A 13373-nucleotide genomic window follows, 5' to 3' on the forward strand; every position below is an offset into this window, starting at 1 on the left:
ATCTATCCTCAATGTTATGGTATCATACCATGATTTATGAATCTAACATATTTTGATGCCCAACATGTGATAAAATAATGTGGCAATTAAACAATCAATAGAAATGAGGTTTTCATGACAGATCGAATTCGAATTTTAGCCACTTCTGATGTGCACGGGTACATCTATCCACACAGTTACGCTGACGGTTCCAGTAAAGATATCGGTTTAGCTAAAATCAAAAGTTTAGTTAATATTCTTCGTGATGAGAATACACTCGTATTAGATAACGGTGATGTTCTGGAAGGTTCCCCTTTAATGTACCATCACTTTGTAAAAACACCAGATGATGTCAGTCCTATTACACGTGCCATGGCTGATTTAAACTATGACTATATTAATGTTGGTAATCATGACTTTAATTATGGAGAGGAAGCTTTGATGATGCACCTACAGAATGTCGGTGCCCCATGTATTACTTCTAACTTCTTCTACCATGGTAAACTGTTTGGTCCTAATTATGTTATTCGCCAAGTTGCTGGTAAGAAAATTGCAATTTTTGGCATCGTTACCCAATATATTCCAAATTGGGAAAAGAAATCTCACATCAAACATATGCGTTTTGTGGATGCGTATCTTTCTGCCGAAGCGACTGTAAAACTTATCAAACGTCTAGAAAATCCTGACTACATTATCTGTATGTACCATGGTGGATTTGAACGTGATCTCGTAAACGGAAGATTAACAGAAGATGAGACAGGCGAAAACGAAGGATATAAGATTCTTAGAAATATTCGTGGTATCGATGTCATGATTTCAGGTCACCAACACCGCACAGAAGCTGGTAAATTATATGATACTTACTATACACAAACTGCAGCTAATGGAGCTGAACTTGCATGTATCGATATCTATCCAGACAACAATACTATCGAGCCACGTATCCTAAAGGCAGATATTGACGCTGATCCAGAGATGTTAAAGCTCTTTGAGAAAGATGAAGCTACTTGCCAAGCATGGTTAGACCAAACACTTGGCACAACAAATGTTGATTTACGTGTTACCGATGAATTTGATGCACGTCTACACAAATCACAAGTCATCACCTTCCTCAATAAAGTCCAACAGGAAAAAACAGGTGCTGATTTAAGTTCAAATGCCCTCTTCCTTGGCGCAACTGGCTTTGGTAGAGATATTACGATGCGCGATTTAGTCAGTACGTATGTCTATCCAAATACAACGGTTGTAAAGAAGATTACCGGTAAGATTCTACGTGAATATCTTGAAAAGACTGCTGAATTCTGGATGATTCACAATGAACATATCGTTGTAAACCCATCCTATGATTGGCCAAAACCACAACACTATAACTATGACATGGTTGATGGCATCGAATATACAATCAAAGTTTCTAACCCTGTAGGCCATCGTATTACATCTTTAACCTACCAAGGTAATGATGTAACAGATGATATGGAATTTACGATTGCGATGAATAACTATCGTGCAACGGGTGGCGGTAACTACAATATGATCAAAGAAGCTCCTACTATTTCTACTGATCTTTCTAGCATGGTTGAACTTCTTGCAAATTATATTCAAGAACACAAAGTCATCGACTTTGAACCTGTAAATAATATTACAGTGATTAAATAATCATTATCAAAAAAAGAATGAATCATTTATTTGACTCATTCTTTTTCTTATCTGTTTTATCTGGTAAGAAGAAGATCTGTTCTCCATCTTTAGAGAACATGTAGTTAGAACGTGCATAACTCTCTACATAATCTGGATCTTGGAGTTTTGTCTTTTCTTCAACCAGTAATTCGTTTTCTTCTTGCATTTGGGCAAGCTTTTCCTTTGCTTCTGCCATTTGTTTACGTAACTGTAGCGTTGTCATGATTTCTCTTCCAACTGCTAATAACATAGCCATTGCTAGGCCAAGTGCGATGAATGCAACGAATTTCGAATTTAGTTTCTTCTTTCTCTTCTTTGCCATATTTTCCTCAATACAGTTTTTATAGCACTATTCTGTTTCTACTTCAAGTGGAGCGGCTATCTTTTCCTCCGAGATAATCTCATAAAGTTCAGATGCGTCTTTCTTCTTTTTAACTTCTTCAATCGATAATACACGTACTGTGAGTTTACGATTTCCGAATGTAATTGATACTGTATCACCTGCCAACACTTCATGTGCTGGCTTTACAATGCGGCCATTGATTTCGATACGTTGATTCACCGCTAATTCTTTAGAAACCGTTCTACGTTTGAGGATACGCGATACTTTTAAAAACTTATCAATTCTCATTTCTCATTGACTCCTTTGCGGCATAAATAATCTTGATTGCCAGGGAAATATTCTGTGTATTCTTTGGTAGGATGACGATGATTGTACCATTGGTATACCGTAAAGTCACATCCTTAGATATCTTTGTAATCTTCTCAAAGAGCTTTACACCATCCGCTCTTTGTGAAAAGAGTGGAGAGAAGGTTAATTCTGTTTGACCTCGAATTTCACGATAGTTTTCTACAATCGGTTCTTCTAATGCTAAGTCTAATTGTTTCTTTAGGAATAAAGTACTGACTTCCTTTGGTAGTTTACCATACTGGTCAATGACATCATTCTTATAGGCTTCTAACATCTTCTCATCTTTGATTGCGTCGATACGTTGATACATATCCAACTTATCAAAGTCGTCTGGCGCAAACTCTTCAGGGATGTAGCTTGTTGTTTGAATATTGGTCTTTGGTTTTGGTGTAAGGTCTTCTTGTTTGCGACCATCTTTCTTAGCTTGGATTGCTTCTTCTAGCATCTCAATATACATATCAATACCTACAGTATCGATAAAGCCAGACTGGTCTGAGCCAAGTAAATCACCCGCACCACGAATAGTTAAATCACGCATCGCAATCTTATATCCACTGCCAAGACGAGCAAACTCTTTGACTGCGGTTAATCTCTTTTGTGCAACCTCAGATAATTGTCTACGTGGTGGAATCAGTAAATATGCATATGCTAGACGATCACTACGTCCAACTCTTCCCTTAATCTGATAAATCTGTGCTAGACCAAAATCCTGAGCATTATCCACAAGAATTGTATTCACATTTGGAATATCAATTCCATTTTCAACGATTGTTGTACATACAAGAATATCGAGTTCCTTCTCGATAAATCTCTGCATGATATCCTCTATCTCTTCTTTACCAAGTTTACCATGGACGATTCCAACTCTAGACTCTGGCACAAGACTTTGAATATTTCTTGCGATGTTATAGATTTGGTCAATATTGTTATGAAGATAGAATACCTGTCCATTACGTGATAGTTCTTTTTGTATTGCGTCACGGATTAAATTCTTATCTTTTTCTACGACATAAGTCTGTACACTATATCGATTTAATGGTGGTGTTTCTAATAGGGATAATGAACGAATTCCTAAAAGAGACATCTGTAGTGTACGTGGAATTGGTGTAGCACTGAGTGATAATACATCTACCCCGTTCTTAAGTTCTTTAATTTTTTCCTTATGTTCAACACCAAAACGCTGTTCCTCATCTACCACTAGTAGTCCAAGGTCCTTAAACTTTACATCCTTGGATAGCAAACGATGTGTACCGATAATAATGTCTACCTTACCTGCTTCCAGTTCTTTTAGTACTTGTTTTTGTTCAGCTGGACTAACAAAACGGTTTAATACTTTTACTGTAACCGGAAATTCCTGGTAACGTTTTTGGAAGGTATGGAAATGTTGTTCGGCAAGGATAGTAGTTGGACATAGTACCGCAACCTGCTTATTATCACAAATCGCTTTAAACGAAGCACGGATTGATACCTCCGTCTTACCAAAACCAACGTCCCCACAGACAAGACGATCCATTGGTTTATTACTTTCCATATCCTTCTTGATTTCTGCTACTGCCTTTTCTTGGTCAGGCGTTAAATCAAAAGAGAAGGAATTTTCAAACTTCTTTGTCATCTCATTATCTTTTGAAAAGGCAAAGCCGATGTGTTGTTCACGATTGGCATAGAGTGTTAATAAACGTTCTGCGATATCTTCGACATTACTTTGAAGACGCTGTTTTGTCTTCTCCCAATCACCAGAACCAAGTTTATTTAACTTCGGGACAACCCCTTCTCTTGATACAAACTTACGCACAAGGCGGAATTGTTCTAGCGGTACTAATAACTCTGTATTACCACGATAGATAATCTTCAAGAAGTCTCTTTTAACTTTCTGAATTTCGCGATTTTCAATGCATATATATTGTCCAACACCATATTGGGCATGGACAACATAATCACCAGGTTGAAGTTCATCATAACCATGAATCACTTCCGCATTACGGAACTTATTCTCATATCTACCTTTGTGGTGATGATAGGCAAAGATTTCCGCAGCTGTATACACCTTTAGATTTTCATCGATGAGATAGAATCCCTGCGCAAAGGAATTTGTATAGATGTTGATACCTTCAACAGGTTCCTCATCATCTGATAATAAATGATATGGTAATTTTATCTCTACACATTTATCAATAACTGTTACAACTTCTTTTTCCGATAACGCTAAAACAACTGGCATCGGTTGATGAATTAATAACAGTTTTTGTTCGAGGGTTTCATTTGGAATATGTAATTCTTCGATATTGACTACATTCTCTGTAAATGGATCTTCTACAACTTTCTTACCGTGCTTTGAAAGACTGTGGATATCATGCCACATTGCAAACTTCGGTAACATCTTCTCTTCTTGAACCATCTCTTGAATGTAGCTTACTGTCTCTTCATTTAATTTCTTCGCTGAATCAAGAATGAGCTGTTCATCGGAATAAACAATCAGTGGATTTTGCATGTAATCCCAGATACCTGCTGTCTTTGACAGTAATGCCATGTAGGAATACATATGGGATGAAAACACCTTTTCACGTAATGCATGTAAATCTGATTCAATTTCAGCTGCCAAGATTGGTTTATTTTCTTTCGATAATAATTCTTCAGATTTACTACAGATTTCTTCAATCTGTTCATCTGTAAAGAATACATCGCCAGCTGGAATAATAGTAACTTCCTCAATCTTTTCAACTGTTTTTTGTGTAGCTACATCAAAGAAGCGAATCGATTCAACTTCTGTATCAAAAAACTCAATACGAATTGGAGAGTCATAGTTAATCGAATATACATCAACGATACCACCTCTTGCGGCGAAGGTTAATGGTTGATCAATGTGAGAAGTCTTTTGATATCCACCCGATAATAATTTTTGTTTGAATGCATGCATGTCCAACGTATCACCTGTATGGATCTTGATACAACGATCTTTAAAATCTTCCGGAAATGGTAATTGTCTTAACAATGCGGATGGACAAGTAATCACTACTTGGTTTGGATTCGATAATAGTCCTGCTAAGGTCTCTACCTTTTGGGCAGTTAATTCTGGACTAGAGGCAATCGCTTCTACGCGTAACGATTCATCCGCACCAAAAAGAGCACAATTTTTTTCATCTAAGAGTGTTGCAATCCTCTCATATAAACGTTGTGCTGTATAGAGATTCTGTTTTACAACCAGAATTGGTCTTGGCTTCTTTTGGAAGGAAGTCGCAATGACTAACGCTTCTTCAATCAAAGAAGTATACGGAATCGGAGACTTTGCGTAATCTAACAGTTTTACAGCTGGATTATCCACCATTCTCTCATATAACCAATTTGGGATTTTCTGTATTGAACTCTTCAAGTAATCTCCTTTTTTATGTCTTCTTATTTTATCATCATTACTCTTTGAAAAACAGAAGAACACTTACCTAGTCTTTTTCAAAAACATAAAAAATTGCCACAAATCATGGCAATTTAACTTACTTCTTCTTTTCTTTGATGTTGTATTTGTTCATCACTTTATCTAAAGGTTCATTGGCCCAAGCAGCGGCCGCATCTGCAGCGATAGAGATGATTCGTTCAAACTCTTCACGTTCTGCCTTTGGAACTGGGGATAACACCCAATCTGGAACCTTCGCATGATTACCCGGCTCACTATGACCAACACCAATACGTACACGTGCAATTTGGTCCGTCCCCAATGCGTTGATGATAGACTTCATACCCTTCTGTCCACCACCAGAACCATTCTTGCGAATACGCAATGCACCAACCGGAATATCCATGTCATCATGTAAGATCAGAATATCCTCTGGCTGTAACTTATAGAATTTTACAGCTTGTGAAATTGCGCTTCCCGATTCATTCATATATGTAAGTGGCTTCATGAGTGTTACTTGTTCACCATTAATTCTAACACTTGCGATAAGTGCATTCCACTTTTCAGATGTAATGGAAGTCCCTAACTTTTCAGCTAATTTATCCACAGCTAAAAATCCACTGTTATGTCTTGTCTTTTCGTATTCCTTGCCAGGGTTTCCTAAACCTGCAATTAACTTCATTACTTCTTATCCTTCTCTTCTAAATCCGCATCCGTTAATTTTTCTAAGACCATTGTCTCGGATAGATTTTCAGATGGTTTCTGATCTAGCTTTTCAATATCACTATCTGTTAACTTCTCTAATACCATTGTCTCAGATAGATTTTCTTCTGAATTAGATTTCTTGTTTTCTACAACTTCTTTTTCAACAGGTTCTTCCGTTGTATTATCTAAAGTAATATCTAAACTTTGAATCCATCTCTTACCTACACCTGTTTGTGCAAACTGCTCTAACATAGGCTTCATTTCTTCTAATTGTTCAAACTTGGCTTGGTCTTGATAAATCTTATAGAGTGTAGCGTTTGCGAGATTCTTATAGATACCAATCATTGTGCGTGAATAGATATAGCCTTCATAGTCACCTTCAAGTAACTTTTCAAAGAATGTCTGACCACGATCATCAACAGAATCATAATATTTATCTAACTGGTCTGATAATGCTTTTGACAGTTGATTTCCTAATATTTCTTCATATGGCTGTAACTTTGCATGCATGGTTGTACGTAAATCATCTCTACCTACATGATGTAATACATTTGGAATTGCTAGATATAGGTAGAAGAATGAATCTTCATTTGTGTCGATTGACTTAACACCTTTTTTATCTTCAATTAAAGAATCGATATCTAGTTCCTGTAAAGTAGAATCAAACTCACTAAAATCTTGGTGATATGCACATCCCCAAAGTTTTAATACACGTCCTTTATTAGCAAACTCTGGATCATTCACTGTTGAAATCAATTGATCAACGCGGTTAAAGAACATATCCTTTTCATTAATCAAACGTACCGCATCAATAATCATCTTATTTTTGCCATTACGTTTTGATGAAATAAACATCTTAATTACTAAATATGCTATTGCAAAATACATTGCGAATGTTACTAATCTTGCTGGATTCATATTTTATTCCTCCCGTACCTATTTATATATTATACAGAATAATCCTATACTTGTTCAAAATTTGCGAATCATTTGTTATATGGTAAAATACCTATACACATTTAATATATAAAGGAAAAACGTTATGGAAAACGAAAAGAAGATCAAAACGAGATTTCTCAGTGTTCCGACACTGCTTAAATTCTTATTACTTGTATCTGTATGCTTATTCTGCATAGCTGTCTATGTAAATAGTCATCCAGAATTATTAAAGAAGACAACACCTACTCCAGAGCCTACAACAGCTGCTTCAACGGTGGAACCTACGGCATCAGCTTTACCTGCCCACTTAACAGACCCAACCAGTGTTACGGTATTGGTTGATAAAAATCACTCTCTATCACGTGACTTTGTGCCAACAAACTTAGCTACCCCTTATTTACAGAGTACTGCGGATGTCATCCAAATCCGCCAAGATGTTGGTGATGCGGCTAAGTCTATGATTTCTGCTGCGGAAGCTGCTGGTATTAAGTTATACGTAACTGCAGGATACCGTTCTTATGATGACCAACAAACACTTTATGAGGACCGTGTTAGTAAGTTGGGTGAAAAAGAAGCTTCTGATACAACAGCCAAAGCTGGTTATAGTGAAAATCAAACAGGTTTAGCACTCGACTTCACAGATACAGCAACTGGTACAAGCTCTGTAGATTTCGCAAATACACCTGCTGGTAAATGGTTATATGAGAATGCACATTCTTATGGCTTTATCCTACGTTACCCTGATAAGAAACAGGATATTACAGGATATTCCTATATGCCATGGCACTATCGTTATGTTGGTACAGATGTTTCTAATGCAATGTACGAACAAGGTGGATCCAATTTAACATTTGAAGAATTTTATCAGATAACAAAGTAGAAAATCTCTACTTTGTTTTTTGTATGTGTAAAAATTAATTAGTGAGTTTTTCATCTATTTTCATTCTAGCGTTGACATTTTTCACTTCAAAAAGTATTATTTATGAGCATATGTTCAATATATAGTAATTTGGAGGTGGCATGAATGAAGAGAACATACCAACCAAGCAAGAAAAAGAATAAAGCTACACACGGCTTTAGAGCCCGTATGGCTACTGTGGGTGGACGTAAAGTTATCAACAGACGTAGAGCTAAGGGAAGAAAGGTCTTATCTGCTTAAGAAGCCACCATTGGTGGTTTTTTTCTTACTGTAGAGGTTAGAGATGAAAGTAAAGAATCGAATTAAAAAAGCGGAAGAATTCCAATCTATGATTAAAAAGGGGGCAAAGGCCGTCAATCAGTCATTTGTCATCTATCATCAGCCTAAAGAAGGAGATGAATCTCGTATTGGAATTTCTGTATCTAAGAAGTTAGGAAATGCTGTACATCGTAACCTATATAAACGTCAGGTTCGTATGATGTGCCATGAATTGGTTGATTTTAAAAATACAAATTACGATATGGTCTTAATTATCCGCTTCAACTATTCTTCTCTTAGCTATGAGGAGAATAAAAATAACTTGGAAAAACTATTAATAAAGGCTAAAATTAAATAGTTGAAACATAAGGAGAAAATATGAAATTTACCCCTCGTACAAAGAAACTACTTGCCTTGATGGCAATTGTGACAATCGTAGTGACAGCTACAGGTTGTACAGCTCCAAAGGATGCTAACGGACACATTATTTTGATTTCCGAAAGCACAACTTTTGGTGAGATCTTCCAAACTGAAAACTGGTTTAATGCCTTATTTGTTTGGCCACTCAGCTGGGTATTAAACAAATTAGCACCAGTCATCACAGTAGGTGGAGCAATCGCTGTCGTTACTGCGGTTGTAAATGGTTTACTAGCAGTATTTACATTGAAGTCTCAGATGGGCATGCAAAGAATGCAAATGTTGCAGCCTGAGTTAAATAAGATTCAACGTAAATATGAAGGTCGTGATGATCAAGCATCTAAGATGCGTATGGCTCAAGAACAACAGCAGTTAATGAATAAGTACAACGTTAACCCTGGTTCTATGATGTTAGTACAGTTTATTCAGTTACCAATCATCATGGCAATGTTCATGGCTATCCAACGTGCAGAAGCAGTTGTCAATGGTACATTCTTAGGAATGAACTTACAGGTAAAGCCTAGCGAAGCATTCGGCTTACTATTTAAAGGTGATTTAAGTGGATTACCATACATCATCTTGTTCTTATTAATGGCTGTTACACAGGTTATCTTAGTATTATTACCAATGTACTTCCAAAAGAAGAAGGCTGCTGCAGAAGCTGAGAAACATCACCGTAAGCCAGAACCTACAAATAACCAAAACGTTATGATGCAGATGTACATGATTGTTATGGTACTTGCATTCGGTTTAATGTGGCAATCAGGTATGTCCTTATTCTGGTTCATCCGTAACATCGTAGATATTATTAAGACAATTATTGTCCAAAATATCATGGAGAACAATTCACAGAAAGAAGGCTTAAGATAATGCAAATCTATACTGCAAAAACACTTGAAGAACTTCTACAAAACGCCGCTGAAGAAAAGGGTGTTACAATCGATGAATTAGAATACACAGTTGTGGAAGAGAAAAAAGGATTATTGGGAATTGGTAATTCTGTATCCGCAAAAGTATTTAGTTCTGAAGATGTAAAAGAATTTATCTTTGATTACTTAGGTGAGTTCTTTACACATATTGATTTGGATATTGAAGTTGCGTTAGAGGAACTAGATGATAGTTATGTAATCAATCTAAATTCTGATAACAATGCCATTCTCATCGGTAAGATGGGTAAGACATTAGCTGCGTTCAATACTGTATTACGTGCTGCTGTAAACGCCGAATTTGAAAAGCGCATTGATGTATTAATTGATATCAATCACTACAAAGAAGAGCGCTATTACAAGATTCGTTCAATGGCAAAGCGTATCGCAAAACAGGTACAACGTTCAAAGGTTGATGTAGTGCTTGATCCAATGCCAAATGATGAAAGAAAAGTCATCCACAAGGTATTAGGTGATTGGCATAACATTAAGACAGAATCAGAGGGTGAAGGAAGTTATCGACACATCTGTATTCGTTATGTCGCTGATGAACCTCAGGAAGAAATTCCTAATATGTCTGAATAAGAATTCCTTAAAAGGAGTTCTTTTTTTATTGTCGTATATAAAATTTTACAAAGTGAAATATATATTACTTGTTTGAAAAAAGTGATGGGTTTATAATAATTTTAGTGAAATTAATCACAAGTATTTACCGGTAATACCTATGATAATTCCATATAAATTCATTTTAAAAAGGAGATAAAATTTTATGTCTGAAACGCAAAAGGAGACAGCAGGTTCATTCATTTTAAAGGTCTTAAATGGCGCAACAATCGCAATTGTTGTCGCGTTAATTCCTAATGCAATTCTCGCAACATTCTTAAAACCATTCGCTTCAAATCCATTATTTGCCAATTGGTTACACATTGTTCAAGTATTCCAGTACTTCACACCTTTAATGGCAGGTTATTTAATTTCTATGCAGTTTAAACTGAATCCAATTCAATCCTCTTGTGTAGGTGGTGCTGCCTATATAGGATCTGGAGCTTGGAAATTTGTAGAAGTTACAATGGATGGAAATGTTACAAACATCTTCCGTTTAGCAGGTATTGGCGATGTTATTAACACCATGTTAACAGCAGCTCTAGCAATTCTAGTTATTCGTTTAATCAGTGCTAAACTTGGTTCTCTTAACCTCGTATTCCTTCCGATTATTGTTGGAACAGGTGTAGGTTGGGTAGGTACTTTAACACTTCCATACGTTTCTATGATTACTTCTCTGATTGGACAGGGAATCAACTCATTTACAACATTACAACCAATTTTAATGAGTATCTTGATTGCGATGTCATTCTCACTTATTATCATTAGTCCACTTTCTACTGTTGCGATTGGTTTAGCAATTGGTTTAACAGGTATTTCATCTGCTGCCGCAGGTATGGGTGTAGCTTCCGCTGCTGCTTTACTTGTATGGGCATGCGCAAGAGTCAATAAACCTGGTGTTCCTATCGCCATTGGTTTAGGTGCGATGAAGATGATGATGCCAAATTTCTTAACAAATCCTATTATCGGATTACCAGTTGCGATTACCGCCGCAATTAGTTCTCTGAGTGTACCTATCTTCCAGATGGTTGGAACCCCAGCATCTGCAGGATTTGGCTTTGTTGGTCTTGTTTCTCCATTGGCTGCACTCAATGCAGGTAATATCAATGTTGTAATTATGTTAGTGGCGTGGATTGTTGTGCCATTTGTTGTTGGATTTATCGTAAATAAAGTTTGTTGTGATGTATTACATCTTTATAAGAAAGAAATCTTTACATTCAAAGGATAAAGGAGGAAATAAAAAATGTTTGTTTATATCGCAGGTGCAGGCGCAATGGGTTGTCGTTTTGGCTATCAATTGCATAAAGCAGGAAATGAAGTTGTTTTATTGGATATGTGGAAAGATCATATTCAAGCAATTAAAAATGATGGCTTAAAGATTGTTGGTGATACAGAAGATTGTGTCAAGATGACCATCATGGAACCAACAGAAGCTACAAAAGAAGCTGAGTTAATTATCTTATTTACAAAAGCTATGCAGCTTCCATCAATGTTACAAAGCATCAAACAAATTATTGGTAAGAATACAAAAGTACTTTGTTTATTAAATGGCTTAGGTCATGAAGATGTGATTAAACAGTATATTCCAGAAGAAAATATCTTGATGGGTGTTACAGTATGGACAGCTGGATTAAAGGGTCCAGGTGTCGCTAAACTCATCGGTAAGGGCTCTGTAAACTTACAATCAATCGATAAGAGTGGTGAAGAAGCTGCTAAGAAGATTGTTGAAGTATTAAATCAAGCAGGTTTAAATGTCACTTACGATGAAGATGTATTACCATCTATCTGGCGTAAAGCTTGTGTTAATGGCACAATGAACTCTACTTGTGCATTACTTGATTGTACAATTGGTGAATTCTTCGCTAGTGAGGAAGCAATTCGTGTCGTAGATACAATTATCCACGAATTTGTAATGGTAGGTGAAGCTACAGGCGTTAAATTAGATGAACAAGCAATTAAAGACTATGTTATGAAGACATCAGTAGCAGCTGCAGCTCATTATCCATCGATGCACCAAGATCTCATTCAGAATCATCGTCCAACTGAGATTGACTATATCAATGGTGCAGTTGCTAAAAAGGGTGATGCCTTAGGTATTTCTACACCATATTGCCATATGATTACAGATTTAATTCATGCAAAGGAACATGTATTAAAAATTAAGTAAATAAAAATTATCCCTGTGTACTTCGTTGTACACAGGGACTTTTTACTTCACATCTGTTGGTTTAGGATGATCTGGATTAAAGAATTGTGAATAAGAATTAAAACGAATAAAGAAATAAACACAAATCATCACAACCATTACTGTCTCAAAGAGACGATTGAACATTTGTGGATCATGGATATCAAAGAGAATTGCTTTCAGTAAGCCTAATGGTAACGCTAGTAACCAAAGATACTGTTTTTTATCTTTGACAACGATCCAATTAAAGTAAGTTTTCATACTTTTTCTCCCAATTATATCCTTTCTAATTTCAATATAATACGAATTGTTTAAAATTCAATCAGTTTTGTGATATTTCTTGGGGATAACTACTTAATTTAATGTATATAGTATTGGGTTATCAACAGCTTATTCACATCCCACAATCATAGGTTATCCACAATTGTGGATAACTGTTGAAAAGTCTAAAATATCCTTTATTCATCGCATTTTTTTATAAACATTATTCTGTGTATAACCCATTTTTTATCAAAGTTGTCCACCTTTTTTCTACTTATCAACATTGTCTATAATTTCTCCACATTTTTATCCACATTGAAATTTGTGGAAAACTGTGGAAAACCTCTATATTTCTTATCTATACTATATTTTCTAAATTATTATGTTGTGGATAAAAAAATTATCAACATTTTAACTATAGATTTATC

Annotated in this window: 14 protein-coding genes; 8 read left to right on the plus strand and 6 right to left on the minus strand. The window is 36.0% G+C overall.

What is annotated here, in order from left to right:
- Positions 1 to 114 precede the first annotated feature (114 nt).
- A complete protein-coding gene (locus RWM19_RS01650; RefSeq protein WP_313982967.1) occupies positions 115 to 1635 on the plus strand; it encodes a bifunctional UDP-sugar hydrolase/5'-nucleotidase in 1521 nt (506 codons plus the stop codon).
- 22 nt (positions 1636 to 1657) lie between these two features.
- Here RWM19_RS01650 and RWM19_RS01655 read toward each other — a convergent pair whose 3' ends face one another.
- From RWM19_RS01655 to RWM19_RS01675, 5 genes are all read right to left on the minus strand, one after another.
- A complete protein-coding gene (locus tag RWM19_RS01655; RefSeq protein WP_294025743.1) occupies positions 1658 to 1978 on the minus strand; it encodes a septum formation initiator family protein in 321 nt (106 codons plus the stop codon).
- Between the two features lie 27 nt (positions 1979 to 2005).
- Positions 2006 to 2287, minus strand: coding sequence for an RNA-binding S4 domain-containing protein (locus tag RWM19_RS01660; RefSeq protein ID WP_294020874.1), 282 nt, complete (start codon positions 2285 to 2287; stop codon positions 2006 to 2008).
- Complete coding sequence (mfd, locus tag RWM19_RS01665; protein ID WP_399553437.1) at positions 2277 to 5669, minus strand: transcription-repair coupling factor; 3393 nt, start codon at positions 5667 to 5669, stop codon at positions 2277 to 2279. The genes RWM19_RS01660 and mfd overlap by 11 nt, the downstream gene beginning before the upstream one ends.
- A gap of 163 nt (positions 5670 to 5832) precedes the next feature.
- Positions 5833 to 6414: an aminoacyl-tRNA hydrolase gene (pth, locus tag RWM19_RS01670; protein WP_294025746.1), complete on the minus strand. Its 582-nt coding sequence runs from the start codon at positions 6412 to 6414 to the stop codon at positions 5833 to 5835.
- Positions 6414 to 7355: a hypothetical protein gene (locus tag RWM19_RS01675; protein ID WP_313982973.1), complete on the minus strand. Its 942-nt coding sequence runs from the start codon at positions 7353 to 7355 to the stop codon at positions 6414 to 6416. Before RWM19_RS01675 ends, pth begins: the two co-directional genes overlap by 1 nt.
- A gap of 124 nt (positions 7356 to 7479) precedes the next feature.
- On the opposite strand from RWM19_RS01675, the gene RWM19_RS01680 reads away from it, so the two are divergent.
- The 7 genes from RWM19_RS01680 (at position 7480) to RWM19_RS01710 (ending at position 12666) form a co-directional block, all read left to right on the plus strand.
- Entirely contained in the window at positions 7480 to 8256 is a 777-nt protein-coding gene (locus RWM19_RS01680) for a M15 family metallopeptidase (RefSeq protein ID WP_294020878.1), read from the plus strand.
- A gap of 144 nt (positions 8257 to 8400) precedes the next feature.
- Positions 8401 to 8535, plus strand: a complete 135-nt coding sequence (rpmH, locus tag RWM19_RS01685; protein WP_006525253.1) for a 50S ribosomal protein L34 — start codon at positions 8401 to 8403, stop codon at positions 8533 to 8535.
- Between the two features lie 43 nt (positions 8536 to 8578).
- Positions 8579 to 8911, plus strand: coding sequence for a ribonuclease P protein component (rnpA, locus tag RWM19_RS01690; protein WP_313982976.1), 333 nt, complete (start codon positions 8579 to 8581; stop codon positions 8909 to 8911).
- 20 nt (positions 8912 to 8931) lie between these two features.
- Positions 8932 to 9840 (plus strand): YidC/Oxa1 family membrane protein insertase, encoded by a 909-nt coding sequence (locus tag RWM19_RS01695; protein WP_294022182.1) that lies wholly within the window; start codon positions 8932 to 8934, stop codon positions 9838 to 9840.
- On the plus strand, positions 9840 to 10481 hold the full coding sequence (jag, locus tag RWM19_RS01700; protein WP_313982979.1) for an RNA-binding cell elongation regulator Jag/EloR: 642 nt from the start codon (positions 9840 to 9842) through the stop codon (positions 10479 to 10481). Before RWM19_RS01695 ends, jag begins: the two co-directional genes overlap by 1 nt.
- Positions 10482 to 10665: 184 nt before the next feature.
- On the plus strand, positions 10666 to 11727 hold the full coding sequence (locus tag RWM19_RS01705; protein ID WP_294022704.1) for a PTS sugar transporter subunit IIC: 1062 nt from the start codon (positions 10666 to 10668) through the stop codon (positions 11725 to 11727).
- Positions 11728 to 11742: 15 nt separating this feature from the next.
- A complete protein-coding gene (locus RWM19_RS01710) occupies positions 11743 to 12666 on the plus strand; it encodes a 2-dehydropantoate 2-reductase (protein ID WP_294022703.1) in 924 nt (307 codons plus the stop codon).
- Between the two features lie 42 nt (positions 12667 to 12708).
- Here RWM19_RS01710 and RWM19_RS01715 read toward each other — a convergent pair whose 3' ends face one another.
- Entirely contained in the window at positions 12709 to 12945 is a 237-nt protein-coding gene (locus RWM19_RS01715; RefSeq protein ID WP_313982983.1) for a hypothetical protein, read from the minus strand.
- Positions 12946 to 13373: the final 428 nt, after the last annotated feature.

This window comes from uncultured Solobacterium sp. (genome assembly GCF_963517755.1).
In the GTDB taxonomy this organism is placed as follows: domain Bacteria; phylum Bacillota_I; class Bacilli_A; order Erysipelotrichales; family Erysipelotrichaceae; genus Bulleidia.

Excerpts from the sequence above, each read along its gene's own strand:
- RWM19_RS01650 (WP_313982967.1), top strand. The coding sequence starts at position 115 with ATGACAGATCGAATTCGAATTTTAGCCACTTCTGATGTGCACGGGTAC.
- RWM19_RS01655 (WP_294025743.1), bottom strand. The coding sequence starts at position 1,978 with ATGGCAAAGAAGAGAAAGAAGAAACTAAATTCGAAATTCGTTGCATTC.
- RWM19_RS01660 (WP_294020874.1), bottom strand. The coding sequence starts at position 2,287 with ATGAGAATTGATAAGTTTTTAAAAGTATCGCGTATCCTCAAACGTAGA.
- jag (WP_313982979.1), top strand. The coding sequence starts at position 9,840 with ATGCAAATCTATACTGCAAAAACACTTGAAGAACTTCTACAAAACGCC.
- RWM19_RS01680 (WP_294020878.1), top strand. The coding sequence starts at position 7,480 with ATGGAAAACGAAAAGAAGATCAAAACGAGATTTCTCAGTGTTCCGACA.
- RWM19_RS01710 (WP_294022703.1), top strand. The coding sequence starts at position 11,743 with ATGTTTGTTTATATCGCAGGTGCAGGCGCAATGGGTTGTCGTTTTGGC.
- RWM19_RS01715 (WP_313982983.1), bottom strand. The coding sequence starts at position 12,945 with ATGAAAACTTACTTTAATTGGATCGTTGTCAAAGATAAAAAACAGTAT.
- mfd (WP_399553437.1), bottom strand. The coding sequence starts at position 5,669 with ATGGTGGATAATCCAGCTGTAAAACTGTTAGATTACGCAAAGTCTCCG.
- RWM19_RS01695 (WP_294022182.1), top strand. The coding sequence starts at position 8,932 with ATGAAATTTACCCCTCGTACAAAGAAACTACTTGCCTTGATGGCAATT.
- RWM19_RS01675 (WP_313982973.1), bottom strand. The coding sequence starts at position 7,355 with ATGAATCCAGCAAGATTAGTAACATTCGCAATGTATTTTGCAATAGCA.
- rpmH (WP_006525253.1), top strand. The coding sequence starts at position 8,401 with ATGAAGAGAACATACCAACCAAGCAAGAAAAAGAATAAAGCTACACAC.
- RWM19_RS01705 (WP_294022704.1), top strand. The coding sequence starts at position 10,666 with ATGTCTGAAACGCAAAAGGAGACAGCAGGTTCATTCATTTTAAAGGTC.
- pth (WP_294025746.1), bottom strand. The coding sequence starts at position 6,414 with ATGAAGTTAATTGCAGGTTTAGGAAACCCTGGCAAGGAATACGAAAAG.
- rnpA (WP_313982976.1), top strand. The coding sequence starts at position 8,579 with ATGAAAGTAAAGAATCGAATTAAAAAAGCGGAAGAATTCCAATCTATG.